The 24,898-nt window shown below is 55.6% G+C and carries 19 protein-coding genes and 7 tRNA genes; 7 read left to right on the top strand and 19 right to left on the bottom strand.

What is annotated here, in order from left to right:
• Positions 1-51: 51 nt before the first annotated feature.
• Entirely contained in the window at positions 52-1,476 is a 1,425-nt protein-coding gene (miaB, locus tag DBY73_RS12810) for a tRNA (N6-isopentenyl adenosine(37)-C2)-methylthiotransferase MiaB (RefSeq protein ID WP_112011503.1), read from the bottom strand.
• A gap of 135 nt (positions 1,477-1,611) precedes the next feature.
• Here miaB and ubiF point away from each other — a divergent pair, with 135 nt between their 5' ends.
• On the top strand, positions 1,612-2,787 hold the full coding sequence (gene ubiF / locus DBY73_RS12805; RefSeq protein ID WP_112011502.1) for a 3-demethoxyubiquinol 3-hydroxylase: 1,176 nt from the start codon (positions 1,612-1,614) through the stop codon (positions 2,785-2,787).
• Between the two features lie 106 nt (positions 2,788-2,893).
• On the opposite strand, the gene DBY73_RS12800 is transcribed toward ubiF, so the two are convergent.
• The 12 genes from DBY73_RS12800 to nagB all read right to left on the bottom strand — a co-directional run bounded on the left by DBY73_RS12800 (position 2,894) and on the right by nagB (position 9,759).
• A tRNA-Gln gene (locus tag DBY73_RS12800) sits at positions 2,894-2,968 on the bottom strand.
• Between the two features lie 36 nt (positions 2,969-3,004).
• Positions 3,005-3,079: transfer RNA gene (locus DBY73_RS12795), tRNA-Gln, on the bottom strand.
• A gap of 40 nt (positions 3,080-3,119) precedes the next feature.
• Positions 3,120-3,196 (bottom strand) — tRNA-Met (locus tag DBY73_RS12790).
• Between the two features lie 18 nt (positions 3,197-3,214).
• Positions 3,215-3,289: transfer RNA gene (locus DBY73_RS12785), tRNA-Gln, on the bottom strand.
• Between the two features lie 33 nt (positions 3,290-3,322).
• Positions 3,323-3,397 (bottom strand) — tRNA-Gln (locus tag DBY73_RS12780).
• A gap of 23 nt (positions 3,398-3,420) precedes the next feature.
• Positions 3,421-3,505: transfer RNA gene (locus DBY73_RS12775), tRNA-Leu, on the bottom strand.
• A gap of 8 nt (positions 3,506-3,513) precedes the next feature.
• A tRNA-Met gene (locus tag DBY73_RS12770) sits at positions 3,514-3,590 on the bottom strand.
• Positions 3,591-3,811: 221 nt separating this feature from the next.
• Entirely contained in the window at positions 3,812-5,476 is a 1,665-nt protein-coding gene (gene asnB, locus DBY73_RS12765; RefSeq protein WP_112011501.1) for an asparagine synthase B, read from the bottom strand.
• Between the two features lie 250 nt (positions 5,477-5,726).
• Positions 5,727-6,479 (bottom strand): ribonucleotide monophosphatase NagD, encoded by a 753-nt coding sequence (gene nagD / locus DBY73_RS12760; RefSeq protein ID WP_112011565.1) that lies wholly within the window; start codon positions 6,477-6,479, stop codon positions 5,727-5,729.
• Between the two features lie 45 nt (positions 6,480-6,524).
• Positions 6,525-7,745 carry an N-acetylglucosamine repressor gene (locus DBY73_RS12755; protein WP_112011500.1) on the bottom strand — a complete coding sequence of 407 codons (1,221 nt, stop codon included), beginning with the start codon at positions 7,743-7,745 and terminating at the stop codon, positions 6,525-6,527.
• Positions 7,746-7,753: 8 nt separating this feature from the next.
• The gene (gene nagA, locus DBY73_RS12750; protein ID WP_112011499.1) at positions 7,754-8,902 is read right to left on the bottom strand and encodes an N-acetylglucosamine-6-phosphate deacetylase; all 1,149 of its coding nucleotides are present in this window, start codon (positions 8,900-8,902) and stop codon (positions 7,754-7,756) included.
• 56 nt (positions 8,903-8,958) lie between these two features.
• Positions 8,959-9,759: a glucosamine-6-phosphate deaminase gene (nagB, locus tag DBY73_RS12745; RefSeq protein WP_100165290.1), complete on the bottom strand. Its 801-nt coding sequence runs from the start codon at positions 9,757-9,759 to the stop codon at positions 8,959-8,961.
• Positions 9,760-10,086: 327 nt separating this feature from the next.
• Between nagB and nagE the strand changes: the two genes are divergently transcribed.
• The 4 genes from nagE to chiQ all read left to right on the top strand — a co-directional run bounded on the left by nagE (position 10,087) and on the right by chiQ (position 16,105).
• Entirely contained in the window at positions 10,087-12,036 is a 1,950-nt protein-coding gene (gene nagE / locus DBY73_RS12740; RefSeq protein WP_112011498.1) for a PTS N-acetyl glucosamine transporter subunit IIABC, read from the top strand.
• Positions 12,037-12,207: 171 nt separating this feature from the next.
• The gene (gene glnS, locus DBY73_RS12735) at positions 12,208-13,875 is read left to right on the top strand and encodes a glutamine--tRNA ligase (RefSeq protein ID WP_112011497.1); all 1,668 of its coding nucleotides are present in this window, start codon (positions 12,208-12,210) and stop codon (positions 13,873-13,875) included.
• Between the two features lie 447 nt (positions 13,876-14,322).
• Positions 14,323-15,732, top strand: coding sequence for a chitoporin (gene chiP, locus DBY73_RS12730; protein ID WP_112011496.1), 1,410 nt, complete (start codon positions 14,323-14,325; stop codon positions 15,730-15,732).
• Between the two features lie 43 nt (positions 15,733-15,775).
• A complete protein-coding gene (gene chiQ, locus DBY73_RS12725; RefSeq protein ID WP_112011495.1) occupies positions 15,776-16,105 on the top strand; it encodes a ChiQ/YbfN family lipoprotein in 330 nt (109 codons plus the stop codon).
• Between the two features lie 144 nt (positions 16,106-16,249).
• On the opposite strand, the gene fur is transcribed toward chiQ, so the two are convergent.
• The 4 genes from fur to ybfF form a co-directional block, all read right to left on the bottom strand.
• Complete coding sequence (gene fur, locus DBY73_RS12720; RefSeq protein WP_112011494.1) at positions 16,250-16,696, bottom strand: ferric iron uptake transcriptional regulator; 447 nt, start codon at positions 16,694-16,696, stop codon at positions 16,250-16,252.
• A gap of 291 nt (positions 16,697-16,987) precedes the next feature.
• Positions 16,988-17,518 carry a flavodoxin FldA gene (gene fldA, locus DBY73_RS12710; RefSeq protein ID WP_003858653.1) on the bottom strand — a complete coding sequence of 177 codons (531 nt, stop codon included), beginning with the start codon at positions 17,516-17,518 and terminating at the stop codon, positions 16,988-16,990.
• A 149-nt stretch (positions 17,519-17,667) separates the two neighbouring features.
• Entirely contained in the window at positions 17,668-17,961 is a 294-nt protein-coding gene (gene ybfE, locus DBY73_RS12705; protein ID WP_112011493.1) for a LexA regulated protein, read from the bottom strand.
• 128 nt (positions 17,962-18,089) lie between these two features.
• Positions 18,090-18,863, bottom strand: coding sequence for an esterase (gene ybfF / locus DBY73_RS12700; protein ID WP_112011492.1), 774 nt, complete (start codon positions 18,861-18,863; stop codon positions 18,090-18,092).
• A gap of 183 nt (positions 18,864-19,046) precedes the next feature.
• Here ybfF and seqA point away from each other — a divergent pair, with 183 nt between their 5' ends.
• Together seqA and pgm are read left to right on the top strand one after the other, a co-directional pair.
• Positions 19,047-19,595, top strand: a complete 549-nt coding sequence (gene seqA / locus DBY73_RS12695) for a replication initiation negative regulator SeqA (protein WP_112011491.1) — start codon at positions 19,047-19,049, stop codon at positions 19,593-19,595.
• Positions 19,596-19,619: 24 nt separating this feature from the next.
• On the top strand, positions 19,620-21,260 hold the full coding sequence (gene pgm / locus DBY73_RS12690; protein WP_112011490.1) for a phosphoglucomutase (alpha-D-glucose-1,6-bisphosphate-dependent): 1,641 nt from the start codon (positions 19,620-19,622) through the stop codon (positions 21,258-21,260).
• Positions 21,261-21,363: 103 nt separating this feature from the next.
• Here pgm and potE read toward each other — a convergent pair whose 3' ends face one another.
• Positions 21,364-22,677 (bottom strand): putrescine-ornithine antiporter, encoded by a 1,314-nt coding sequence (gene potE, locus DBY73_RS12685; protein WP_112011489.1) that lies wholly within the window; start codon positions 22,675-22,677, stop codon positions 21,364-21,366.
• Complete coding sequence (speF, locus tag DBY73_RS12680; RefSeq protein ID WP_112011488.1) at positions 22,674-24,872, bottom strand: ornithine decarboxylase SpeF; 2,199 nt, start codon at positions 24,870-24,872, stop codon at positions 22,674-22,676. The genes potE and speF overlap by 4 nt, the downstream gene beginning before the upstream one ends.
• Between the last annotated feature and the right edge of the window lie 26 nt (positions 24,873-24,898).

Here is a 24,898-nt window from a genome sequence, read left to right as displayed (position 1 = left end):
GGGGACGATGGAAGGAAATACAAGGCCTGCCGGAAGGGCAGGCCTGAAGGATTAAGGCTGATAAATACCGACGCCAGAATCGTTTACTTTGCGGGTGCGGGAGATCACGGATTCCGGAGACTCGGCGATGCGCAGGCCCATTTCGTCCTCGGTGCGCACCAGCTTTGCGCGCAGGGAGTTGGTCAACACCTCGACAATCTCGACGTCCACGAACTTACCGATCATATCCGGCGTGCCTTCGAAGTTCACCACGCGGTTATTCTCCGTGCGGCCAGAGAGTTCCATGATGCTCTTGCGCGAGGTGCCTTCCACCAGAATACGCTGGACGGTACCGAGCATGCGGCGGCTCCAGGCGTTTGCCTGCTGGTTGATGCGCTCCTGCAGGATATACAGACGCTGTTTTTTCTCTTCTTCCGGCACGTCGTCAACCATATCGGCCGCTGGCGTACCCGGACGCGCAGAGAAGATAAAGCTGTAGCTGACGTCAAAGTTCACTTCACCAATGAGCTTCATGGTGCGCTCGAAGTCGTCAGCGGTTTCGCCAGGGAAGCCGACGATGAAGTCGGAACTGATCTGGATATCCGGACGCGCTTCACGCAGCTTGCGGATGGTAGATTTGTACTCCAGCACCGTATGCGGACGCCCCATCAGGTTCAACACGCGGTCGGAGCCGCACTGAATGGGCAGGTGCAGGAAGCTCACCAGCTCCGGCGTATCGCGATAGACATCAATGATGTCGTCGGTAAACTCCATCGGGTGGCTGGTGGTAAAGCGAATGCGGTCAATGCCGTCAATGGCTGCCACCAGGCGCAGCAGCTCGGCAAAGCTGCCGGTGGTGCCGTCGTAGTTCTCTCCACGCCAGGCGTTCACGTTCTGGCCCAGCAGGTTGACTTCGCGTACGCCCTGCGCGGCAAGCTGCGCGATTTCGAAGAGGATGTCGTCCGCCGGGCGGCTGACCTCTTCGCCTCGGGTGTACGGCACCACGCAGTAGGTGCAGTACTTATTGCAGCCTTCCATGATAGAGACGTAGGCGCTCGGGCCGTCGGCGCGCGGCTCCGGCAGGCGATCGAACTTTTCGATCTCCGGGAAGCTCACGTCAACGACCGGGCTACGCGTGCCGCGAACCTTATTGATCATCTCGGGCAGGCGGTGCAGAGTCTGAGGACCAAAGACGATGTCCACGTACGGGGCTCTCTGGCGGATCAGCTTGCCTTCCTGCGACGCAACGCAGCCGCCCACGCCGATAATCAGGTCCGGATTTTTTCGTTTGAGGAGTTTCCAGCGACCCAGCAGGTGGAAGACCTTTTCCTGCGCTTTTTCACGAATTGAACAGGTGTTAAGCAGCAGCACATCGGCTTCTTTCGCGTTTTCAGTCAGCTGGTATCCGTGGGTGGTATCCAGCAGATCGGCCATCTTGGATGAATCGTATTCGTTCATCTGACAGCCCCAGGTTTTTATGTGGAGTTTTTTAGTCATCGACTTGCTCAGCTCAGGATTGCAAGCCGCGTATTGTAATGCTTTGGTGGGGTTGTGACCAGTATGAAGGTTGTCAACCTCAAGGCCGTAAAAATCCGGTAAACTCAAGGGATTCTCCAATAAGGAAAAAAGACCATGACACTCCAACACTCCGAAGTTGCCGTTGTCGGCGGCGGTATGGTCGGCGGCGCGCTGGCGCTGGGGCTGGCGCAGCAGGGATTTGAGGTAACGGTAATTGAGAAGGCGTTGCCACCGGCTTTCGATGCAGCGGCGAAACCGGACGTGCGGATTTCGGCGATCGGCGCATCCTCTGTCGATCTGCTGCGCGGGCTTGGCGTCTGGGAGGCCGTGCTGGCGATGCGCGCGCATCCCTACAGCCGCCTTGAAACGTGGGAGTGGGAAACGGCCCACGTCGCGTTTGACGCTGCCGAGCTGAAGCTCCCGCGCCTGGGCTATATGGTTGAGAACAGCGTTCTCCAGCTGGCGCTCCGGCAGGCGCTCGAAGCGCATCCGAAGGTGACGCTGCGCGTTCCCGCTACGTTAAACGCATTGCATCAACACGATGGCGGCTATCTGCTGGCGCTGGATAACGGCGACGAGCTTGCCGTCAAGCTGGTGGTGGGGGCGGACGGGGCTAACTCGCAGGTCAGGCAGATGGCGGGGATTGGCGTGCATGCGTGGCAATATCATCAGTCCTGCATGCTGATCACCGTTCAGTGCGAGAATGCGCCCGGCGAAAGCACCTGGCAGCACTTTACGCCGAACGGACCGCACGCCTTTTTACCGCTGTTCGATAATTGGGCGTCGCTGGTGTGGTATGACAAGCCGGCGCGCATTCGTCAGCTGCAGGGGCTTTCTTTGGCTCAGCTGCAGGATGAAATCCAACGGCACTTTCCAAGCCGGCTGGGCAACGTGACGCCTGTTGCGGCTGGCGCATTCCCGCTCACGCGCCGCCACGCTTTGCAGTACGCCCGCGAGGGGCTGGTGCTGGTGGGCGATGCGGCGCACACGATCCACCCGCTGGCGGGGCAGGGTGTGAACCTGGGCTATCGCGACGTCGATGCGCTGCTGGAGGTGCTGGGCAACGCGCGTGCGCATGCTGAATCCTGGGCCAGCCATCGGGTACTGAAGCGCTACCAGACGCGGCGCATGGCGGATAACTTTATTATGCAGTCGGGGATGGATTTGTTCTACGCGGGATTCAGCAATGACTTAGCGCCAGTGCGCATTCTTCGTAACATTGGATTGATGGCAGCGGAACGCGCCGGTGGCCTGAAGCGCCAGGCGCTGAAATACGCACTCGGACTCTAATCTTTTTTCCCTCTCCCTGTGGGAGAGGGCCAGGTGAGGGCATCAGGCCGCACGGTACTGACAACAAAAACAAAAAAGCCCGCAGAGCGGGCTATTTTGTTTTAAGTGGCTGGGGTGCAGGGATTCGAACCCCGGAATGCTGGTATCAGAAACCAGAGCCTTACCGCTTGGCGACACCCCAATTGCGTTAAACAAACTGCTTAACGACTTTTTAAATTGGCTGGGGTACGAGGATTCGAACCTCGGAATGCCGGAATCAGAATCCGGTGCCTTACCGCTTGGCGATACCCCAACAATTTATTTTGATTCCCGATAAATCGACAATCTTAATTTGGTGGCTACGACGGGATTCGAACCTGTGACCCCATCATTATGAGTGATGTGCTCTAACCAGCTGAGCTACGTAGCCAGTACTGCTTTTCTTCGATGGCTGGGGTACCTGGATTCGAACCAGGGAATGCCGGTATCAAAAACCGGTGCCTTACCGCTTGGCGATACCCCAATAACCGCGGAGAACCGCAAAATCGAAGAAATATGGCTGGGGTACCTGGATTCGAACCAGGGAATGCCGGTATCAAAAACCGGTGCCTTACCGCTTGGCGATACCCCATCCGTGCAACGCTTATCTGGAAATGGTGCGGGAGGCGAGACTTGAACTCGCACACCTTGCGGCGCCAGAACCTAAATCTGGTGCGTCTACCAATTTCGCCACTCCCGCAAAAAAGATGGTGGCTACGACGGGATTCGAACCTGTGACCCCATCATTATGAGTGATGTGCTCTAACCAGCTGAGCTACGTAGCCATCTTTTTTTCGCGTTACCTTATCGGCGTTGCGGGGCGCATTATGCGTATAGACCCTTGCAGCGTCAATACCTTTTTCATCGAAAATAGCCGGAATGTGACTGTTTGGTTAGGTTGCGAACAGCGTGGCCGAATATTCGGCAATTATTGGTTATTAATCGATTTTGTCCATGCAAAAAAGACAAAAAAAAGACCCCGCAGGGTCTTTTAACAGCGTAACGATTATTTATAGGCTGACTGGTGCACGCCAACCGCGCGGCCTGACGGATCGTTCATGGATTTGAACGATTCATCCCATTCAATCGCTTTCGCCGAGGAGCAGGCAACGGACGGGCCGCCCGGCACGCACTCGGCCGCGCTTGGAAGCGGGAACAGCTCTTCGAAGATCTCGCGGTACAGATACGCTTCTTTCGAGCCCGGCGTGTTGTACGGGAAGCGGAAGCTCGCGGTTTCCAGCTGCCGATCGGAAACGTGCTTAGCGGCCACCTCTTTCAGGGTGTCAATCCAGCTGTAGCCTACGCCGTCGGAGAACTGTTCCTTCTGACGCCACGCCACGCTTGCCGGCAGATAGGATTCAAAGCATTCACGCAGGATATGTTTTTCCATTTTGCCGTTGCCACACATCTTATCCTGCGGGTTGATACGCATCGCGACGTCGAGGAATTTTTTATCCAGGAACGGCACGCGGGCTTCGACGCCCCAGGCGGACATCGCTTTGTTGGCGCGCGCGCAGTCGAACATGTGCAGCGCCTGCAGCTTACGCACGGTCTCCTCGTGCAGCTCTTTGGCGTTAGGCGCTTTATGGAAATACAGGTAGCCGCCAAACACCTCATCGGAGCCTTCTCCGGAGAGGACCATCTTGATGCCCATCGCCTTGATTTTACGAGACATCAGATACATTGGGGTAGAAGCGCGAATCGTCGTAACGTCATAGGTTTCAATGTGGTAGATCACATCGCGGATCGCATCCAGACCTTCCTGCACGGTAAAGTGAATTTCGTGGTGCACGGTACCGAGGTGGTTTGCCACTTCCTGCGCGGCTTTCAGGTCAGGCGCGCCTTCCAGGCCAACGGCAAAGGAGTGCAGCTGCGGCCACCAGGCTTCCGAGCGCTCCTGATCTTCCACGCGGCGCGCGGCGAATTTCTTGGTGATGGCGGAGATCACGGAGGAGTCCAGGCCGCCGGAGAGCAGCACGCCGTAGGGCACGTCTGACATCAGGTGGCTTTTTACGGATTCTTCCAGCGCCTGGCGCAGCCCGGCCTTGTCGGTAACGTTGTCTTTTACCGCGTCATAATCAAACCAGTCGCGCTGATAATACGGACGGATCTCGCCGTCTTTGCTCCACAGGTAGCTGCCTGCCGGGAACTCTTTAATGGTGCGGCAAACCGGCACCAGGGCTTTCATTTCTGACGCCACGTAGAAGTTGCCGTGCTCGTCGTGGCCCATATACAGCGGGATGATACCAATGTGGTCGCGGCCAATCAGGTAGGCATCCTTTTCGCTGTCGTACAGGGCAAAGGCGAACATGCCCTGCAGGTCGTCAAGAAACTCCGGGCCTTTTTCCTGATAGAGCGCCAGGATAACTTCGCAGTCGGAACCGGTCTGGAACGCGTAGCGATCGCCATACTCGGCGCGCAGGGCCTGATGGTTGTAAATTTCACCGTTCACCGCCAGCGCGTGGGTTTTTTTCTCGTTGTACAGCGGCTGTGCGCCGGCGTTGACGTCAACAATGGACAAACGCTCGTGAGCCAGAATGGCCTTATCGCTGGCGTACACGCCGGACCAGTCCGGACCGCGGTGGCGCATCAGGCGAGATAATTCCAGGGCCTTTTTTCGCAGTTCGCCTGCGTCAGTTTTAATATCCAGTACGCCAAAAATAGAACACATAACCTTCTCCGTTAATGCTGATGCGTTGTGATGTTGCTTGCTTATGAAAATGCCGCAAAAGGGGGAGGGCGCGCAAGGGTTTTACGGTGCGAAACGCAAATAGTGCAATTGTGATTGTGGAATGTTGAAAAAAGAGTATGCAAACAGCGCTTTTATTGATGATTATTCAATGAATGGGGTGTTCTATTAAATATGAAGGTGTTTCAGGTGCGCTAAAATGAAAAACCGCGCCCTAAGGCGCGGTCTGGAATCAGATAACGTCAATTTCCTCGACGGAGGGGTAAATCCAGCTCGGCCGGAACGGCATGCTGTCGATGTCGTCGATCGTTGAAACGCCGGACAACACCAGGATCGTCTCAAGACCGGCCTGGAACCCGGCCAGAATGTCGGTGCGCAGGTTATCGCCTACGATAACGGTATCTTCAGAATGCGCCTGCATTTTATTCAGCGCAGCGCGAATGATCCACGGGCTTGGCTTGCCGACGTAAAACGGTTTACGTCCGGAGATTTTTTCAATGCCCGCGCACAGCGCGCCGCAGGCGGGGTAAAAGCCGCGTCCGTGGGTGTCCGGGTTGGTGGCGATAAACCGCGCGCCGTTGGCAACGAAGAAAGAGGCTTTATGCATCATTTCCCAGTTGTAGGATCGCGTTTCGCCTACGATGACAAAGTCCGGGTTGACGTCGGTGATGGTAAAACCGGCTTTGTACAGCTCATGGATCAGCGCGCCTTCACCCACCACGTAAGCCTTTTTTCCTTCCTGACGCTTGAGAAAATCCGCCGTCGCCATGGCCGAGGTGTAAAACACGCTGTCAGGAACGTTCACCCCTGCAGTTGCAAAGCGGTTTGCCAGATCCTGACCAGTCTGGGAAGGGTAGTTCGTGAGCAGAACCAGTGGCATTCCTTTGTCGATGATGCGGTGAAGAAACTCCGCAGCACCCGGCACGGCAACGTTGTCGTGCATCAGCACGCCGTCGATATCACAAATTACGTTCTTAATGGTCATGGACATTCCGACATCAAAAAAAGAAGGCGTTACTATAAGTCCCGATCAGGATTCCAGCAAATGTTGCAGCAGGCTGCCGTTAAGCATGGCGCGTTTAACCAGCGCGAATGCCCCAATCGCTGAACGGTGATCCAGCGTAGAGCGCACCACCGGTAAGTTCTGGCGAAACGCTTTCAGCGCCTGGGTATTGATGCAGCCCTCGATGGCGGGAAGTAATACTTTTTCCGCTTCCACAATTTCGCCTGCGATAACCACTTTTTGCGGGTTAAACAGGTTAATGGCGATAGCGATAGTTTTACCCAGATGGCGCCCAACCTGCTCAATCACCTCGCAGGCCAGCGGGTCGCCTTTATTCGCCGCTTTGCAGATAGGACCGATCTTACAGTCGTCGAGCGTGATGCGGCTTTGGTAGCCCTGTTCCAGCAGATGGCGCACGCGCTGCTCGATAGCGGCGTTGGCGGCAATGGTTTCCAGGCAGCCAAAGTTTCCGCAGTGGCAGCGCTCGCCTAGCGGCTCCACCTGGATATGGCCAATCTCACCGACATTGCCGTTGCGGCCAATGAAAATTCGGCCATTGGAGATGATCCCCGCGCCGGTGCCGCGATGAACGCGCACCAGAATGGAGTCTTCGCAGTCGTGGCTCGCACCAAAGTAGTGCTCGGCCAGCGCCAGAGAGCGAATATCGTGGCCGACGAAACAGGTCACGCTAAAACGTTTTTCCAGGGCGTCAACCAGGCCCCAGTTTTCAACCTGGATGTGGGGCATATACCGGATTACGCCGCTTTCAGGATCGACCAGGCCCGGCAGAATCACCGAGATGGCGATCAGTTCGCGGATCTTGCGCTGGCAGCTTTCGATGAAAAGGGCGATGGTTTTCAGCAGCGCGTGTTCCAGCGTCTCCTGCGTGCGCTCCGGCAGCGGATAATGCTCCTCGGCGATGGCTTTGCTGCTCAGATCGTACAGGGTAAGCGTGGTGTCGTAGCGGCCTAGACGCACGCCGATGGCCTGGAAATTGCGGGTTTCGGTGACAATAGAGATAGCGCGACGGCCTCCGGTGGAGGCCTGCTGATCGACTTCTTTGATCAGGCCGCGCTCAATAAGCTGACGGGTAATTTTTGTCACGCTGGCGGGAGCAAGCTGGCTTTGTTCGGCTATCTGAATCCGCGAGATTGGTCCGTGCTGGTCAATCAGGCGATAAACGGCCGCGCTGTTGAGTTGTTTTACGAGGTCAACATTACCAATTTGAGCTTGTCCGCCTGGTGTCATACTTTTACTTACTCAGTGACGACCTCGTTACCATTAACGATGGTCTTAATAATTTTATAATCGTGTGTGAACGCCGTCAGGTTTGCAACCATACCGGGGGCAATACCGCCCAGCTGTTTATCCACGCCGATCGCGCGCGCCGGGTAAAGCGTTGCCATACGCAGCACTTCATCAAGCGCGATGCCGCACTGTTCGACCAGGTTGCGTACCCCTTCGATCATCGTCAGGGCAGAACCGCTCAGGGTTCCGTTCTCGTCCACACACAGTCCATTACGGTAGTATATTGTTTTACCAGCAAAAATGAACTGGTCAATATTTGCCCCTGCCGGTGCGGTGGCATCCGTTACCAGACAAAGCTTGTCGCCTTTCAGGCGCTTGGCGTTACGGATGTTGGTGTAATCAACGTGCAGACCGTCCGCGATGATGCCGCAGTAGACGTCCGGCTCGTCCAGAATGGCGCCCACGAGGCCCGGCTCGCGTCCGGTGATGTAAGGCATCGCGTTGTAGAGGTGCGTGGCAAAGGTAATCCCTGCGCGGAAGCCTGCTTTCGCTTCTTTCTGCGTGGCGTTCGAATGGCCTGCGGAAACGACAATTCCGGCATCAGCCAGTTTACGGATGACCTCAGTACCTGTCATTTCAGGCGCCAGCGTCACTTTGGTGATGACGTCAGCATTCGCGCACATGAAGTCAACCAGCTCGGCGTCCGGTTTACGCACGTAGCTCGGGTTATGGGTGCCTTTTTTGACCATGTTAAGCCATGGTCCTTCGAGGTGAAGGCCCAGCGCCTGATTTGGATGTTTCGCCAGATAGTCGCGCATTACGCGGATACCCTGTTTCATCAGGTCATCGCTGCTGGTAATCAGGGTTGGCAGATAGCTGGTGCAGCCCGATTTCTCGTTGGCTTTTTGCATGATTTCCAGCGTTTCAACGGTCACCGCGTCGGCGGTGTCGTTAAACTGCACGCCGCCGCAGCCGTTAAGCTGTACGTCGATGAAACCGGGGGCAATCACTGCTCCATTGAGTGAGCGCTGCTCAACGTCCGGCGGCAGCTCGGCCAGCGGACAAACTCGTTCAATCAGGCCATTTGCGACAACTATCGCATGGTCATCCAGAATTTCATGGCCGGTATAAATCCGACCGTGGGTTAAAGCGTACATAACGACCCCCGGTTTAAAAAATGCGACCGCCTCTGAAAGGAGAGGCGGTTATTCAATTACAGACCTTTGATGTTCTCTGCTTCCAGCTCGTTGAAGTACTTCAGCGTTTTCACTTTCAGCTCCATCGTTGACGGTTCATCGCACACGACAACGGCTTTTGGATGCAGCTGCAGGCAGCTGATGGTCCACATGTGGTTCACGTTCCCTTCAACGGCAGCCTGAAGCGCCTGTGCTTTCACGCTGCCCAGCACCAGAATCATGACTTCTTCGGCATCCAGCAGCGTACCCACGCCAACGGTCAGGGCGTACTTAGGCACCTGATTGACGTCGCCGTCAAAGAAGCGGGAGTTCGCTACGCGCGTGTCGTGAGTCAGCGTTTTGATGCGGGTGCGTGAAGCCAGGGAAGAGGCTGGTTCGTTAAACGCAATATGACCATCGTTACCTACGCCGCCCATAAACAGGTGGATTTTACCGTAAGAACGGATTTTTTCTTCATACTGACGGCATTCTGCGTCAATATCTGGCGCATTTCCGTTCAACAGGTTGATGTTTTCAGCTGGAATATCAACGTGATCAAAGAAATTACGGTGCATGAAGCTATGGTAGCTCTCCGGATGTTCCTTCGGTAAGCCTACGTACTCGTCCATGTTGAAGGTCACAACGTGCTTAAAGCTGACCTGGCCCGCTTTGTGCATTTCGACCAGAGCTTTATACGCGGTCAGCGGGGTGCCGCCGGTTGGGAGACCCAGTACGAAAGGACGGTCGGCGGTAGGTTTGAATGCATTGATACGGTTAACGATATGGCGAGCGGCCCATTTACCAACTTGTTCAGCTGTTGCCAGGGGAATCAGTCTCATTGTTCACCTCAAGAGTTAAAGTAGAAAAGTGGGCGGATGGCATCGGAACCTGAACTAAGCGTAACCTGGAACCTTTCAGGCTGGATCAATCCGTCTTGATTTTTTGAATGATAAAATAAGTTTTCGCTGTTAGCCAGTGAAAGGGAGGGTTAATAACGATATTTGGTGACAAAACTCACAAAAAAAGGGTGTTTAATTTGCGATACGAATTAATTTTTCACACACTCACGATGCCAGTGAATTATCAACGGTAGTTATAAGCCTGTAACACTATAAAAACATAGTTTAGAACGAGCCTTAAAAAGTGGGTCTCGTAGGGGGAATCGGATGAATATTTTAGGTTTTTTCCAGCGACTCGGTAGGGCATTGCAGCTGCCCATCGCGGTGTTGCCAGTGGCAGCACTGTTGCTGCGATTCGGCCAACCGGATTTATTAAATGTTCCCTTCATCGCGCAAGCGGGTGGGGCCATTTTCGATAACCTCGCGCTGATTTTCGCCATCGGTGTGGCATCCAGCTGGTCCAAGGACGGTGCGGGTGCGGCAGCTCTGGCAGGTGCGGTGGGTTACTTTGTACTGACTAAGGCGATGGTAACCATCAACCCGGAAATTAATATGGGTGTGCTGGCGGGTATCATTACCGGTCTGGTCGGCGGTGCGGTTTATAACCGCTGGTCCAACATTAAACTTCCAGATTTCCTGAGCTTCTTCGGCGGGAAACGCTTTGTACCGATCGCAACCGGCTTCTTCTGCCTGGTGTTAGCGGCTATTTTCGGCTACGTCTGGCCGCCAGTTCAGCATGCAATTCATGCTGGCGGTGAATGGATCGTGTCCGCAGGTGCGCTGGGTTCCGGTATCTTTGGCTTCATTAACCGACTGCTGATCCCAACCGGTCTGCACCAGGTTCTGAACACCATCGCCTGGTTCCAGATCGGTGAGTTCACCAACGCCGCAGGTGCGGTATTCCACGGCGACATCAACCGCTTCTACGCGGGTGACGGCACCGCGGGCATGTTCATGTCCGGCTTCTTCCCAATCATGATGTTTGGCCTGCCGGGTGCAGCGCTGGCGATGTACTTCGCTGCGCCGAAAGAGCGTCGCCCAATGGTTGGCGGTATGCTGCTCTCCGTAGCCGTCACCGCGTTCCTGACCGGTGTGACCGAGCCGCTGGAATTCCTGTTCATGTTCCTGGCTCCGCTGCTGTATCTCCTGCACGCGCTGCTGACCGGCATCAGCCTGTTCGTTGCTACGCTGCTGGGTATCCATGCCGGCTTCTCCTTCTCCGCAGGCGCTATCGACTATGTGCTGATGTACAGCCTGCCGGCCGCCAGCCAGAACGTCTGGATGCTGCTGGTGATGGGCGTGATCTTCTTCATCGTCTACTTCCTGCTGTTCAGCGCGGTTATTCGCATGTTTAACCTGAAAACCCCAGGCCGCGAAGATAAAACCGATGACGTGGTCACTGAAGAAGCGAACAGCAACACCGAAGAAGGTCTGGCACAGCTGGCGACCAGCTACATTGCTGCCGTTGGCGGTACCGATAACCTGAAAGCGATTGATGCCTGTATTACCCGTCTGCGTCTGACCGTGGTCGACTCTTCCCGCGTGAACGACGCCGCGTGCAAACGCCTTGGCGCATCCGGCGTGGTAAAACTGAACAAGCAGAGCATTCAGGTGATTGTGGGTGCGAAAGCGGAATCTATCGGCGACGAAATGAAAAAAGTCGTGATGCGTGGCCCGGTTGCCGCCGCGGAAGCGACTTCAGCTCCGGCCGCTGCTCCTGCTGCCGTTAAGCCACAGGCTGTGCCAAACGCAGCAACCGTTGCTGCGCTGGTCTCACCCGTCACGGGTGAAGTGGTTGCGCTTGAGCAGGTGCCTGACGAAGCGTTCGCCAGCAAAGCGGTCGGTGACGGCGTGGCGGTGAAACCAACGGATAAAACCGTGGTGTCTCCGGCTGCCGGTACCATCGTGAAAATCTTCAACACCAACCACGCGTTCTGCCTTGAGACTGAAAAAGGCGCGGAAATCGTTGTCCATATGGGTATCGATACCGTGGCGCTGAACGGTCAGGGCTTTACTCGCCTGGTGGAAGAGGGCGCGGAAGTGGTGGCAGGCCAGCCGGTTCTGGAAATGGATCTGGACTTCCTGAACGCCAACGCGCGCTCCATGATCAGCCCGGTTGTGTGCAGCAACATCGACGACTTCAGCGGCCTGGTGGTTCAGGCTAAAGGTCAGGTTGTTGCGGGCCAAACGCCGCTGTATGAGATTAAAGGCAAGTAATCGCTCCTGAGTAGAGTTCATGCCTTAAGCGGCGGGGGATAACCTCCGCCGCTTTTTTTTGCTGTAAATGCCCCCATTATTTTCTTCAGAGACGTTTTAAGGGTTGTCACTACGTCCGGCTTATAAGATCATATGCCGTTATACGTTGTTTACGCTTTTGAGGAATCCACGATGAGTGAGGCTGAAGCCCGCCCGAGTAACTTTATTCGTCAGATCATCGATGAAGATCTGGCCAGTGGTAAGCACACCACGGTTCATACGCGTTTCCCGCCGGAGCCGAACGGCTACCTGCACATTGGTCACGCGAAATCTATCTGCCTGAACTTCGGCATTGCGCAAGACTATCAGGGCCAATGCAACCTGCGTTTCGATGACACAAACCCCGCAAAAGAAGACATCGAATACGTTGAGTCAATTAAAAACGACGTGCAATGGCTGGGCTTTAACTGGTCAGGCGACATCTGCTACTCCTCTAACTATTTCGATCAGCTGTATGCCTACGCGGTGGAGCTGATCAACAAAGGTCTGGCGTATGTCGACGAACTGTCCGCTGACGAAATCCGCGAGTATCGCGGTACGCTGACGGCGCCTGGCAAAAACAGCCCGTTCCGCGACCGCAGCGTGGAAGAGAACCTGGCGCTGTTTGAAAAAATGCGTGCCGGCGGCTTCGAAGAGGGCAAAGCCTGCCTGCGTGCCAAAATCGACATGGCGTCACCGTTTATCGTGATGCGCGATCCGGTGCTGTACCGCATTAAGTTCGCTGAACACCACCAGACCGGCAACAAGTGGTGCATCTACCCGATGTACGACTTCACCCACTGCATCAGCGATGCGCTGGAAGGCATTACGCACTCGCTGTGTACGCTGGAGTTCCAGGACAACCGTCGCCTGTACGACTGGGTGCTGGATAACATCACTATTCCTGTGCATCCGCGTCAGTACGAGTTCTCTCGTCTGAATCTCGAATACACCGTGATGTCCAAGCGTAAGCTGAACCTGCTGGTCACCGACAAGCACGTTGAGGGCTGGGACGACCCGCGTATGCCGACCATTTCTGGCCTGCGCCGTCGCGGCTACACCGCAGCTTCTATTCGCGAGTTCTGCAAACGTATCGGCATCACCAAGCAGGATAACACCATCGAGATGGCCTCCCTGGAATCCTGCATTCGCGAAGATCTCAATGAAAACGCGCCGCGCGCGATGGCCGTAATCGATCCGGTTAAGCTGGTTATCGAAAACTATCCGCAGGGTGAAAGCGAGCTGGTCTCCATGCCTAACCATCCGAACAAGCCGGAAATGGGAAGCCGTGACGTGCCGTTCAGCGGCGAGATCTGGATTGACCGCGCTGACTTCCGTGAAGAAGCGAACAAGCAGTACAAGCGTCTGGTGCTGGGTAAAGAAGTGCGTCTGCGTAACGCCTACGTCATCAAAGCCGAGCGCGTTGAAAAAGATGCGGAAGGTAACATCACCACCATCTTCTGTTCTTACGATGCGGAAACGCTGAGCAAGGATCCTGCCGATGGCCGCAAGGTGAAAGGCGTTATCCACTGGGTGAGCGCTGCCCACGCGCTGCCGGTAGAGATTCGCCTGTACGATCGCCTGTTCAGCGTACCTAACCCTGGTGCGGCCGAGGACTTCCTGTCCGTCATCAACCCTCAGTCGCTGGTGATTAAGCAGGGTTATGCTGAGCCGTCTCTGAAAGCGGCTGAAGCGGGCAAAGCGTTCCAGTTCGAACGTGAAGGGTATTTCTGCCTGGACAGCCGCCACAGCACGGCGGAAAAACCGGTATTTAACCGTACCGTAGGCCTGCGTGATACCTGGGCTAAATCAGGCGAATAATTTCGCCGCAGTGGTCAATGAGAAACAAACGCCGCTTATAGCGGCGTTTTTTTATTTAACGATCAGGCCATTAACGATATGAGCTTACACGCGCGCTGATAAAATCAGGTCAATGTCGTGCTACTTATTTTATTAAAATAAAGTTGTAATATTTACAGGAGGTATGGAGCTTAAAAAATAAACGCAAATAATGCATGTTATTGCGTAAAAATAGCCCTTATGCCTTGTAAATCCTCGCTTCATCTAAGTTGTTACAAATAGCTACTAAATATGTGCACTTCGTCATAATCCTGAGTTTTGCCTTCTAAAAAGCATTGATAATTCGCGTCGCGAAAAATAACCTAAAGACGGTAGTTAATTCGAGGGTATTTCTAACTACCCCTGACCCTTAGGTCTTTTATATTTTCGCCGTTTTAGGCGCTTTAATTCGTCAAAGAGGAATAATCTATGCGTACGTTCAGTGGCAAACGTAGTGCGCTGGCGCTGGCTATTGCCGGTGTGACAGCATTGTCGGGGTTAGCGGTGACTCCAGAAGCTAAGGCAGCAGGTTTTATCGATGATTCTACCCTTACCGGGGGGATCTATTACTGGCAGCGTGAACGTGACCGTAAAGACGTCGCTGAAGATAAGTACAAAACAAACCTCTCTCACTCAACATGGAACGCCAACCTTGATTTCCAGTCAGGCTATGCGGCGGACATGTTCGGCCTTGATATAGCCGCATTTACCGCGATTGAAATGGCGGAAAACGGCGACAGCGGCCACCCGAACGAAATTGCCTTCTCCTCCAGCAATAAAGCCTACGATGAAGACTATTCCGGCGATAAAAGCGGTATCAGCCTGTATAAAGCGGCGGCGAAATTTAAATATGGCCCGGTATGGGCTCGCGCAGGTTATATTCAGCCAACTGGCCAAACGCTGTTAGCCCCGCACTGGAGCTTTATGCCTGGCACATATCAGGGGGCAGAAGCCGGGGCAAACTTCGACTACGGCGACGCGGGTGCGCTGAGCTTCTCATATATGTGGACCAACGAGTACAAAGCGCCGTGGCACATTGAGATGGACAAGTTCTACCAGAACGACCGCAAGACTAAGGTTGATTACCTGCACTCGCTCGGTGCCAAATACGATTTCAAGAATGATCTGGTGCTTGAAGCAGCATTTGGTCAGGCAGAAGGCTTTGTCGATCAATACTTTGCCAAAGCCAGCTACAAGTTTGACGTCGCGGGCTCTCCGCTTTCAACCAGCTATCAGTTCTACGGGGCGCGCGATAAGGCCGACAACAACACCATTAATGATATCTACGACGGCACGGCCTGGCTGCAGGCGCTGACCTTCGGCTACAAGGTGGCCGACGTAGTGGATCTGCGTCTGGAAGGAACCTGGGTGAAAGCAGAAGGGCAGCAGGGCTACTTCCTGCAGCGCATGACGCCAACCTACGCCTCTTCTAACGGTCGTCTGGACATCTGGTGGGATAACCGCTCTGACTTCAACGCCAACGGTGAAAAGGCGGTGTTCTTCGGCGCGATGTATGACCTCAAAAACTGGGATCTGGCGGGTTGGGCCGTCGGCGCATCCTACGTTTATGCCTGGGATGCAAAACCGGCCGACTGGTTTATTAACGCCGCAGGCCAGCGTGAAGACTACGCCTCAAACAAAATCAAAGAGTCTGCGTACAGCCTTGATGCGATGTACACCGTCCAGGACGGCCGCGCGAAAGGCACCATGTTCAAACTGCACTTCACTCAGTACGACAACCACTCCGATATCCCAGGCTGGGGCGGTGGTTACGGCAACATCTTCCAGGATGAGCGCGACGTGAAGTTCATGGTTATCGCCCCATTCACTATCTTCTGATAAACGCTCTGGCGGGCTAAGGCCCGCCGGAATGGAGACGGCTATGTTTAAGAAAATCGTACTTGTCGCGGTGATGACCGCCGGGCTTGCGGCCTGCGCAACCTCACCGGGGCCGAAAGAGGATTCGCGTCTAAAAGAGGCGTACAGCGCCTGTATCAATACCGCGCAAGGCTCGCCAGAAAAAATCGAGGCCTGTCAAAGCGTGCTGAACGTGCTGAAAAAAGAGAAGGCGCACGAGCAGTTCGCCACGCAGGAGAACGTTCGGGTGATGGATTACCAGGCCTGCATTCAGGCGCGTAAAACCGGTAACGATCAGGAAGTGGCGAAGCGCTGCGATAAAATCTGGCAGGAAATTCGCAGCAACAATAACTAATGCGCTGTATTCACGCCCGGTGGCGCTGCGCTTACCGGCCTGCAAAGGTGTCACAGCCCGCAGGCCCGGTAAGCGCAGCGCCACCGGGCTTTTTTAGGCAAAAAAAAAGCCAACCTCGCGGCTGGCTCAGAGTATGAATACGGATTATTTGGCGTCGTGTGCGCGGTCGTTCTCGCGGCAATCGCCTTCAGCGCAGTGACCATACAGGTACAGGCTGTGGTTGGTGAGACGGATACCATGACGCGCAGCGATTTCACGCTGGCGTGATTCGATGGAATCATCGCTAAATTCAATAACCTTGCCGCAGTCGAGGCAGATCAGGTGATCGTGGTGGTGCTGCTGAGTCAGTTCGAAAACAGATTTACCGCCTTCGAAATTATGACGGGTAACAATGCCCGCGTCATCAAACTGGTTCAGCACACGATAGACGGTTGCCAGGCCAATTTCTTCACCCATATCGATAAGACGCTTGTAAAGGTCTTCCGCACTGACATGGTGATTGTCTGGCCCCTGAAGCACTTCAAGGATTTTTAACCGAGGAAGCGTTACTTTCAGGCCAGCCTTCTTTAATGCGGTATTGTTGTCAGTCATGCGGAATCTGTCCTGTTGCTAAACGATTCACTTCAAAAGAAGAAGTGACAGAGAATGCACTTGGGATAATGCGTCTCATTATAGAACTGCCACGCCTAAATGAAAACTGCAAGTCTCAAGCAAAATATGCTTATAAAAATGGGGTATCACCAACAAACTTGTTCGATGGAGCCCACGTTTTACCAGGGGGATATTGTACAGGTCTGAACGGAAAAGTTAAAAGTTTGTAGCAATTAATTTAATCGGTTTGACCTGGACAACGGGCGCAACCGGAGTCGCGCCGCAGGGATATCAGGCGTTGAGGATGTCGTCCAGGTTCAGCTCTTCACGAACCTGCTTCACCCATTTTTCAACGCGTTCGGCGGTCAGTTCTGGCTGACGGTCTTCGTCAATGGCCAGGCCAACAAAGTGGTCGTCATCAGCCAGGCCTTTGGAGGCTTCAAAGTGATAGCCCGCGGTTGGCCAGTGGCCAACAATAGCCGCGCCGCGCGGCTCAATGATGTCGCGGATAGTACCCAGCGCATCACAGAAATACTCCGCGTAGTCTTCCTGATCGCCGCAGCCGAACAGGGCGACCAGCTTGCCGTTAAAGTCCACTTCTTCAAGCGTAGGGAAGAAATCATCCCAGTCGCACTGCGCTTCACCATAGTACCAGGTCGGGATGCCCAGCAGCAGGATGTCATAGCCTTCGAGATCTTCTTTGCTGCTCTTGGCGATGTCGTGCACATCGGCAACGTCTTTACCGAGCTGTTTTTGAATGTTTTTTGCGATGTTTTCGGTATTGCCGGTGTCACTGCCGAAGAAAATGCCGATGATTGCCATGAGTAAAATAACCTCTTGAAACTTAATAGTATGGTGGCGCAAATTGTCCACGGATAAGGGCAATAATAGCAGAACACGCAACCCTGCGGAAACAGCTATCGCGCAGGACTGCACTCTGTGCTACATGAAAAGAGAGATTTGGGGGATTTTCAGACTTTTACTTTAGCGCGAAGCGTATCAAGCTGGGCGATCAGCATCGCTTCGATTAGCTCGCTGCGGCTAATGTTGCGTGCTTCAGCCAGCTCGTTAAGCGCATCAACCGCGTCAGCGTTAAGCTTCAGTTCGACACGCTTAAGCCCACGATTTTTATCGCGTTTAAGCTGGTTGCGTTTATTAATACGCAGCTGTTCGTCACGCGAGAGCGGATTCGTTTTCGGTCGTCCCGGTCGACGCTCATTCGCGAACAGATCTAGTGTCGTACGGTCCGTTTGTTCTTTGGCCATGATTCTGAGACTTCGGGGGAAACACGCCGCCCTGCTAAAGCCCGGGCGATAAGCGCGCCATCATACATCAGCGAAAACCACACGCCAACGACTGGAAGCCCGCAGCCTTCCAGTCGCTGACTTTTTAATCAATTCGCAGTATCAGTGAGATAGCGACGGATGGCGCGCAGGACGGCGTCCGGTTTTTCCGCGTGAACCCAGTGTCCAGCTCCGGCAATCACGTGGGCTCGCGCCTGAGGGAATTGCGCCAGCAGCGCGTCGCGGTACGCGTCGGTGACATAAGGCGAGTTACCGCCGCGGATAAAGAGGGCAGGATGCGGCCAGGCGGGAACACTTTCCCAACCCACAATGTGAGAATACTGATCCCACAGAACGGGAACATTAAAGCGCCACTGGCCGTCAACAAACGATTTCAGCAGAAACTGCACCACGCCTTCCTCATCAAGATGCTCGCGCATCACGGTGGCGGCCTGTTGGCGAGTGGAAACACCCGCCTCGGTCACCGCATTGATGGCGGCAAAAATCTCGTCGTGGCGGCGAACGTCGTAATCCACGGGCGCGACGTCGATGACCACCAGACCGCTGATTCGCTCGGGCGCGAGCGCGGTCAGCGCCATCACCGCTTTACCGCCCATGGAATGCCCGATGAGCGTCGCTTTTTCCAGGCTATGTGCATCCAGCGTGTCCAGCAGATCCTGCGCCATCGCCGCGTAGGTCATCTCCTCCGCGCGACCGGAAAGGCCGTGATTGCGCATGTCGACCTGCAAAATATCATGATCGACCACCAGATCGCGCGCCAGCACGCCCAGGTTATCGAGGCTGCCAAAAAGCCCGTGGACCAGGACAATGGGGGGATTATTGTTCGGCGATTGCGCAGATAGCGCTCGGGTATTCAATTTCATGGCAAAGTTCTTTTTTTACGTATGTCAGGTTAGGGTATCATGTTCACCATTCTGCCGCCCGGCTGCAAGGTTCCAGTTTAATCCGACTTTTGCCGCCAACCTGGTTTGACGCTATCCGCTGTTGGGATTTGCTCCTATAATCCCAACGACTTGTATTCAGATAAGATATCGCACTGGATTAAGATGAAAACAATCGAAGTTGATGACGAACTCTATCAGTATATCGCCAGCCAAACGCGGCATATCGGGGAGAGCGCGTCAGACATTTTACGGCGCATGCTTAAAATTTCCGCCGCCGCACAGCCCGCAACGTCCGCGCCAAAAGAGGTCGCGCCTCAGCCTGGCGTAAATGCGTCAGCAAAACCTGCCGCGACGCCAGTAAAAGATAAAGTCCGCGCGGTGCGCGAGCTGCTGCTGTCTGACGAATATGCGGAACAGAAAAAAGCGGTTAACCGCTTTATGCTGGTGCTGTCTACACTCTACTCACTGGATAACAAAGCCTTTGCTGAAGCGACCGAATCGCTCCACGGCCGTACCCGCGTGTACTTCGCCGGCGACGAGCAGACGCTGCTGCAAAACGGCAATCAAACCAAACCTAAACATGTCCCGGGCACACCTTACTGGGTCATCACCAATACCAATACGGGCCGCAAGTGCAGCATGGTTGAACACATCATGCAGTCTATGCAGTTCCCTGCGGAATTGATTGAGAAGGTTTGCGGTACAATTTAACCCTTGCATCAGAAGGACCAGGCAATGGCAAATCACAGCCGTGCAGGCCAACCTGCACAACAAAGCGATTTGATTAACGTCGCTCAGCTGACCGCACAGTACTACGTGCTGAAACCGGTCGTGGGCAACGCAGAACACGCAGTGAAGTTTGGTACATCTGGCCACCGCGGCAGCGCGGCGCGCCACAGCTTTAACGAGCCGCACATTCTGGCCATTGCCCAGGCCATCGCGGAAGAGCGCGCTAAAAACGGCGTCACCGGTCCGTGCTACGTTGGGAAAGATACTCACGCCCTGTCTGAACCGGCGTTCATTTCCGTACTGGAAGTGCTGGCCGCGAACGGCGTAGACGTGATTGTCCAGGAGAATAACGGCTTCACGCCAACCCCGGCGGTATCAAACGCCATTCTCGTGCACAACAAAAAAGGTGGTCCGCTGGCTGACGGCATCGTCATCACGCCATCCCACAACCCGCCGGATGACGGGGGGATCAAATACAACCCGCCTAACGGCGGCCCTGCGGACACCAACGTCACCAAAGTGGTAGAAGACCGCGCGAACGCGCTGCTTGCAGCCGATCTGGACGGCGTCAAGCGCATTTCCCTGGACGCGGCCATGGCGTCCGGGCATGTGAAAGAGCAGGATCTGGTGCAGCCGTTCGTGGAAGGGCTGGCGGATATCGTCGACATGGCGGCGATCCAGAAAGCCGGCCTGAAGCTGGGCGTTGACCCGCTCGGCGGCTCCGGTATCGAATACTGGAAGCGCATCGCCGAGCATTACAAGCTGGATCTGACCATCGTTAACGATCACGTCGATCAGACCTTCCGCTTTATGCACCTGGATAAAGACGGCGCGATCCGCATGGACTGCTCCTCCGAGTGCGCGATGGCCGGTCTGCTGGCGCTGCGCGACAAATTCGACCTGGCGTTTGCCAACGATCCGGATTACGACCGCCACGGCATCGTGACCCCGGCGGGCCTGATGAATCCTAACCACTACCTGGCCGTTGCAATCAACTACCTGTTCCAGCACCGTCCGCAGTGGGGCAAAGAGGTGGCCGTCGGTAAAACGCTGGTCTCTTCCGCGATGATTGACCGCGTGGTTGACGCGCTGGGCCGCAAGCTGGTGGAAGTACCGGTCGGCTTCAAGTGGTTTGTTGACGGTCTGCACGACGGCAGCTTTGGCTTTGGCGGCGAAGAGAGCGCGGGCGCGTCCTTCCTGCGCTTCGACGGCACGCCGTGGTCCACCGATAAAGACGGCATCATCATGTGCCTGCTGGCGGCAGAAATCACGGCCGTCACCGGTAAAAACCCGCAGGAACATTACAACGAACTGGCAGCACGCTTCGGCGCGCCAAGCTACAACCGCATTCAGGCGGCAGCAACGTCCGCGCAGAAAGCCGCCCTGTCGAAACTTTCTCCAGAGATGGTCAGCGCAAGCACGCTGGCGGGTGACCCTATCACCGCGCGCCTGACGGCTGCGCCGGGCAACGGGGCGTCTATCGGTGGTCTGAAGGTGATGACCGAGAACGGCTGGTTCGCCGCGCGTCCGTCCGGTACGGAAGATGCGTACAAAATCTACTGCGAGAGCTTCCTCGGCGCTGAACATCGTCAGCAGATTGAGAAAGAAGCGGTGGAGATTGTCAGCGAAGTGCTGAAAAACGCGTAAGTGTGGATCGAGGGCGGGCTCATGTCCTCACCCAGGCCTCTCCCACAGGGAGAGGGAGAAAACGCTAAAAACGGCAACCCCAGGGTTGCCGTTTTGCTTTTCCCTAACTATGTTTATTCGTCAATTCAAACCGCGGCGACACCAGCCCGTACAGCGTCCAGCCCATAAAGGTCACCATCGCGCCGTAGAGCATCGCTTCTTCACCGGAAGAGTAAAGCGCATAGAAGCTGTAGATAGCGCCCACCAGCGCCACAACGTTCGCCACTCTCGCCTTGCCCGGATCGACCTTCGCCACTTTCTGAATAATCACCAGCGCGGCCATCGACAGAATATACGGAATGATGTTCGTCACCACCGCCAGGTTAACCAGCACGTTGAACTGGCTGTTCAGCGACGGGCTAATGGTCATCAGCGACAGGCCGCTCTGGAAGATGACGATCGCCAGCATGCCCTGCACCGGTGCATCCGCTTTGGTCACGCGGGAGAAGATTTTCGGGAAATACCCTTCGTCAGCCGATGACTTGAACACCTGCGCGATGGTGAACTGCCAGCCGAGCAGCGAGCCGCAGCAGGACATTACCATCAGCCCCATAATCACTTTCCCGACTTCCGGCGTAAACATCTGCGCGAAGGCCAGCCCGAACGGTGCCGTGGAGTTCGCCAGATCCATATTGGGCACAATGCCGGCAATCACGTTGGTGGACACGATATAGATCACCGCTGCCCCCAGGGTGCCGCCGAGCACCGCAATCGGCACGTTCTTTTCCGGATTTTCGACGACTTCCGCGTTCGCGCACGCCGACTCAAGTCCCAGGAAGGCCCACAGCGTCATGGCAATGGACGAGCCCACCGCGGTGAAGAACGGCACGTGGTGCGGGTTCCAGGAGTTTGCGTACAGCGCCGGGCTAAACCAGAACCAGCCGATAACGCACAGCCCCACCACCGGAATAATCACCCCCCAGACGGTAATGCTGCTGAGCTGCCCGGTAATGCGCGCGCCGCCAAAGTTCGCCACGGTGCAGATCCACAGCACGCCGATTGTCGCCAGCCCAATCTGTACCGGGCTCAGCGTTGCGCCAAACAGCTCCGTACCGTAGCCCACGGCGGAAATGGCAATGGCGACGTTGGCGATCAGCAGCGACACGCCGTAGGTGTAGTTCGCCATAAAGTTACCGGACTTGCCGAAGGCGTATTCCGCGTAGCCGCCCATCCCGCCGGACTTGCGGCTGAACATTCCGCACTTGGCAAACGCCCACGCCAGCGCCATCGAACCCACCGCGGTCACCAGCCAGGAGATGATAGAGATGGTGCCCACTTCGGCAAGCTTGGTGGGCAGCATGATAATCCCGGACCCCATCATGTTCACCATGGTGAGGATAGTCAGCTGCACCACGCCCATCTTGTTGGATTTACTCATAATGTCTCTCCTTTGAGCAGCGCGGGCTGGGCTTCAGGTTGTTTGATGACGTAGCAGCGGACCTGCTTGCGGCCGTCGCACTCCTCCACGTACACGCCCTGTAGCTCAGGCGCAAAGCCCGGCAGCAGGTTGATCCCTTCTTCCAGCGCGGTGAAATAGCGCAGCACCGAACCGCCCCAGACTTCCCCCGGCACCACGCACAGCACGCCAGGTGGATAAGGAAGCGCGCCCTCGGCGGCGATGCGGCCCTCCGCGTCGCGCAGGGAAACCAGCTCGACCTCGCCGCGCAGATAGGCGTAGTTGGCGTCCTGCGGGTTCATCATCACGCGCGGGAAGTGGGACTGGCGGAACATCTCTTTTTGCAGCTGCTTGACGTTATGGCGGGCATACAGCTCATGCATTTCCTGGCAGATCTGGCGCAGGGTGTACCCGGCGTAACGTTCCGGGTGCTGCTTATAAAGAGAAGGCAGCACGTCGATAAGCGGCGCATCGCTCTCAAGCAGCTTCTCAAAGCGCACCAGCTGCGCGACAAGCTGCTGCAGTTTGCCCATATCTTCCGCAGGGGTGAGCAGGAACAGAATCGAGTTGAGGTCGCATTTCTCCGGCACGATGCCGTTCTCGCGCAGGAAGTTGGCGAGAATGGTGGCAGGCACGCCGAAATCCTCGTATTCACCGTTGCGGGCGTTGATGCCCGGCGTGGTCAGCAGCAGCTTGCACGGATCGATAAAATACTGGTGCTCGGCATAGCCCTCAAAGGCGTGCCAGCGCTCGCCCGGCACAAAGTGGAAGAAGCGCAGGTCGGTAGCGATGTCAGCCGTGTCCCAGCTTTCCCACGGGCGTCCGTCCACCGTTTCCGGCACGAACGGACGGATGAAGCGGCAGTTTTCGAGGATCAGCTTGCGCGCTTCAATGCCGGTCACCACGCAGTCCATCCACATGTTGCGGCCGCTCTGGCCCTCATGCATGCGGGCGTTAACATCGAGTGCGGCAAACAGCGGATAGAACGGGCTGGTGGAGGCATGCATCATAAAGGCGTTATTGAGACGCTTGTGCGGCACATAGCGCGGCTGGCCTTTTATGTGGCTGTCCTTCTTGTGGATCTGCGAGGTCTGCGAGAAGCCCGCCTGCTGTTTATGCACCGACTGGGTCACCAGAATGCCCGGATCGTTTTCGTTCAGCTCCAGCAGCAGCGGCGAACAGTCGGCCATCATCGGAATAAACTGCTCGTAGCCAACCCAGGCGGAGTCAAACAGGATGTAGTCGCAAAGATGCCCAATCTTGTCCACCACCTGGCGCGCGTTATAGATGGTGCCGTCGTAGGTGCCAAGCTGGATCACCGCCAGGCGGAACGGGCGCGCGTCGCGGGCGCGTTTGGGCGCGACGTGTTCCACCTGTTCGCGCAGGTAACGCTCTTCAAAGCAGTGCGCGTCAATCCCACCGATAAAGCCGTACGGGTTGCGCGCGGTTTCCAGATACACCGGCGTTGCGCCCGCCTGGAGCAGCGCGCCGTGATGGTTAGACTTGTGGTTGTTACGGTCGAACAGCACCAGATCGCCGGGCGTGAGCAGGGCGTTGAGCACCACTTTGTTTGATGAGGAAGTGCCGTTCAGCACGAAATAGGTTTTATCCGCGTTAAAGACTTTCGCCGCGTGCTGCTGGGCGATGCACGGCGCGCCCTCGTGGATCAGCAGGTCGCCCATTGCCACGTCGGCGTTGCACAAATCGGCGCGGAAAAGCGTTTCGCCAAAGAAATCAACGAACTGATTCCCGGCGGGATGGCGGCGGAAAAACCGTCCGCCCTGATGCCCCGGGCAGTCGAACGCGCTGTTGCCCTGCTGGACGTAATCGACCAGGGCGCGGAAGAACGGTGGGCGCAGCTGCGTTTCGTACTTCTGCGCGGCGGCCTCCAGCTGAAGCCCGTAAAAATGATTGCTGGTATCAGAATATTCAAATACGCCGTGGATCCGCGACAGGCAGTCCGCCGGAACAATTTCCTCTTTGTGTGTCGCAACAAATACCGGAATAGTAAATCCCGTAGCGTCTAATTCTTCTAATACGCCGTTTTGAATATCACCTATTGCCAGCACGACCGCGGCAACGTCAATATAATCCGTGGCGCTAACGTCGACTATTTCCCTGTGGGTGGTAAAGCAGTCGGGGCAGGCGCGGCTGGCGGCGATTTTTAAACTTTTCATCATAATCTCTTTATTTTAGGTAATAG

The organism is Enterobacter sp. RIT418, from assembly GCF_003057745.1.
In the GTDB taxonomy this organism is placed as follows: domain Bacteria; phylum Pseudomonadota; class Gammaproteobacteria; order Enterobacterales; family Enterobacteriaceae; genus Enterobacter.
The sequence above is the reverse complement of the archived record's forward strand: the minus strand, read 5'-3'. Positions and strand labels throughout refer to the sequence as shown.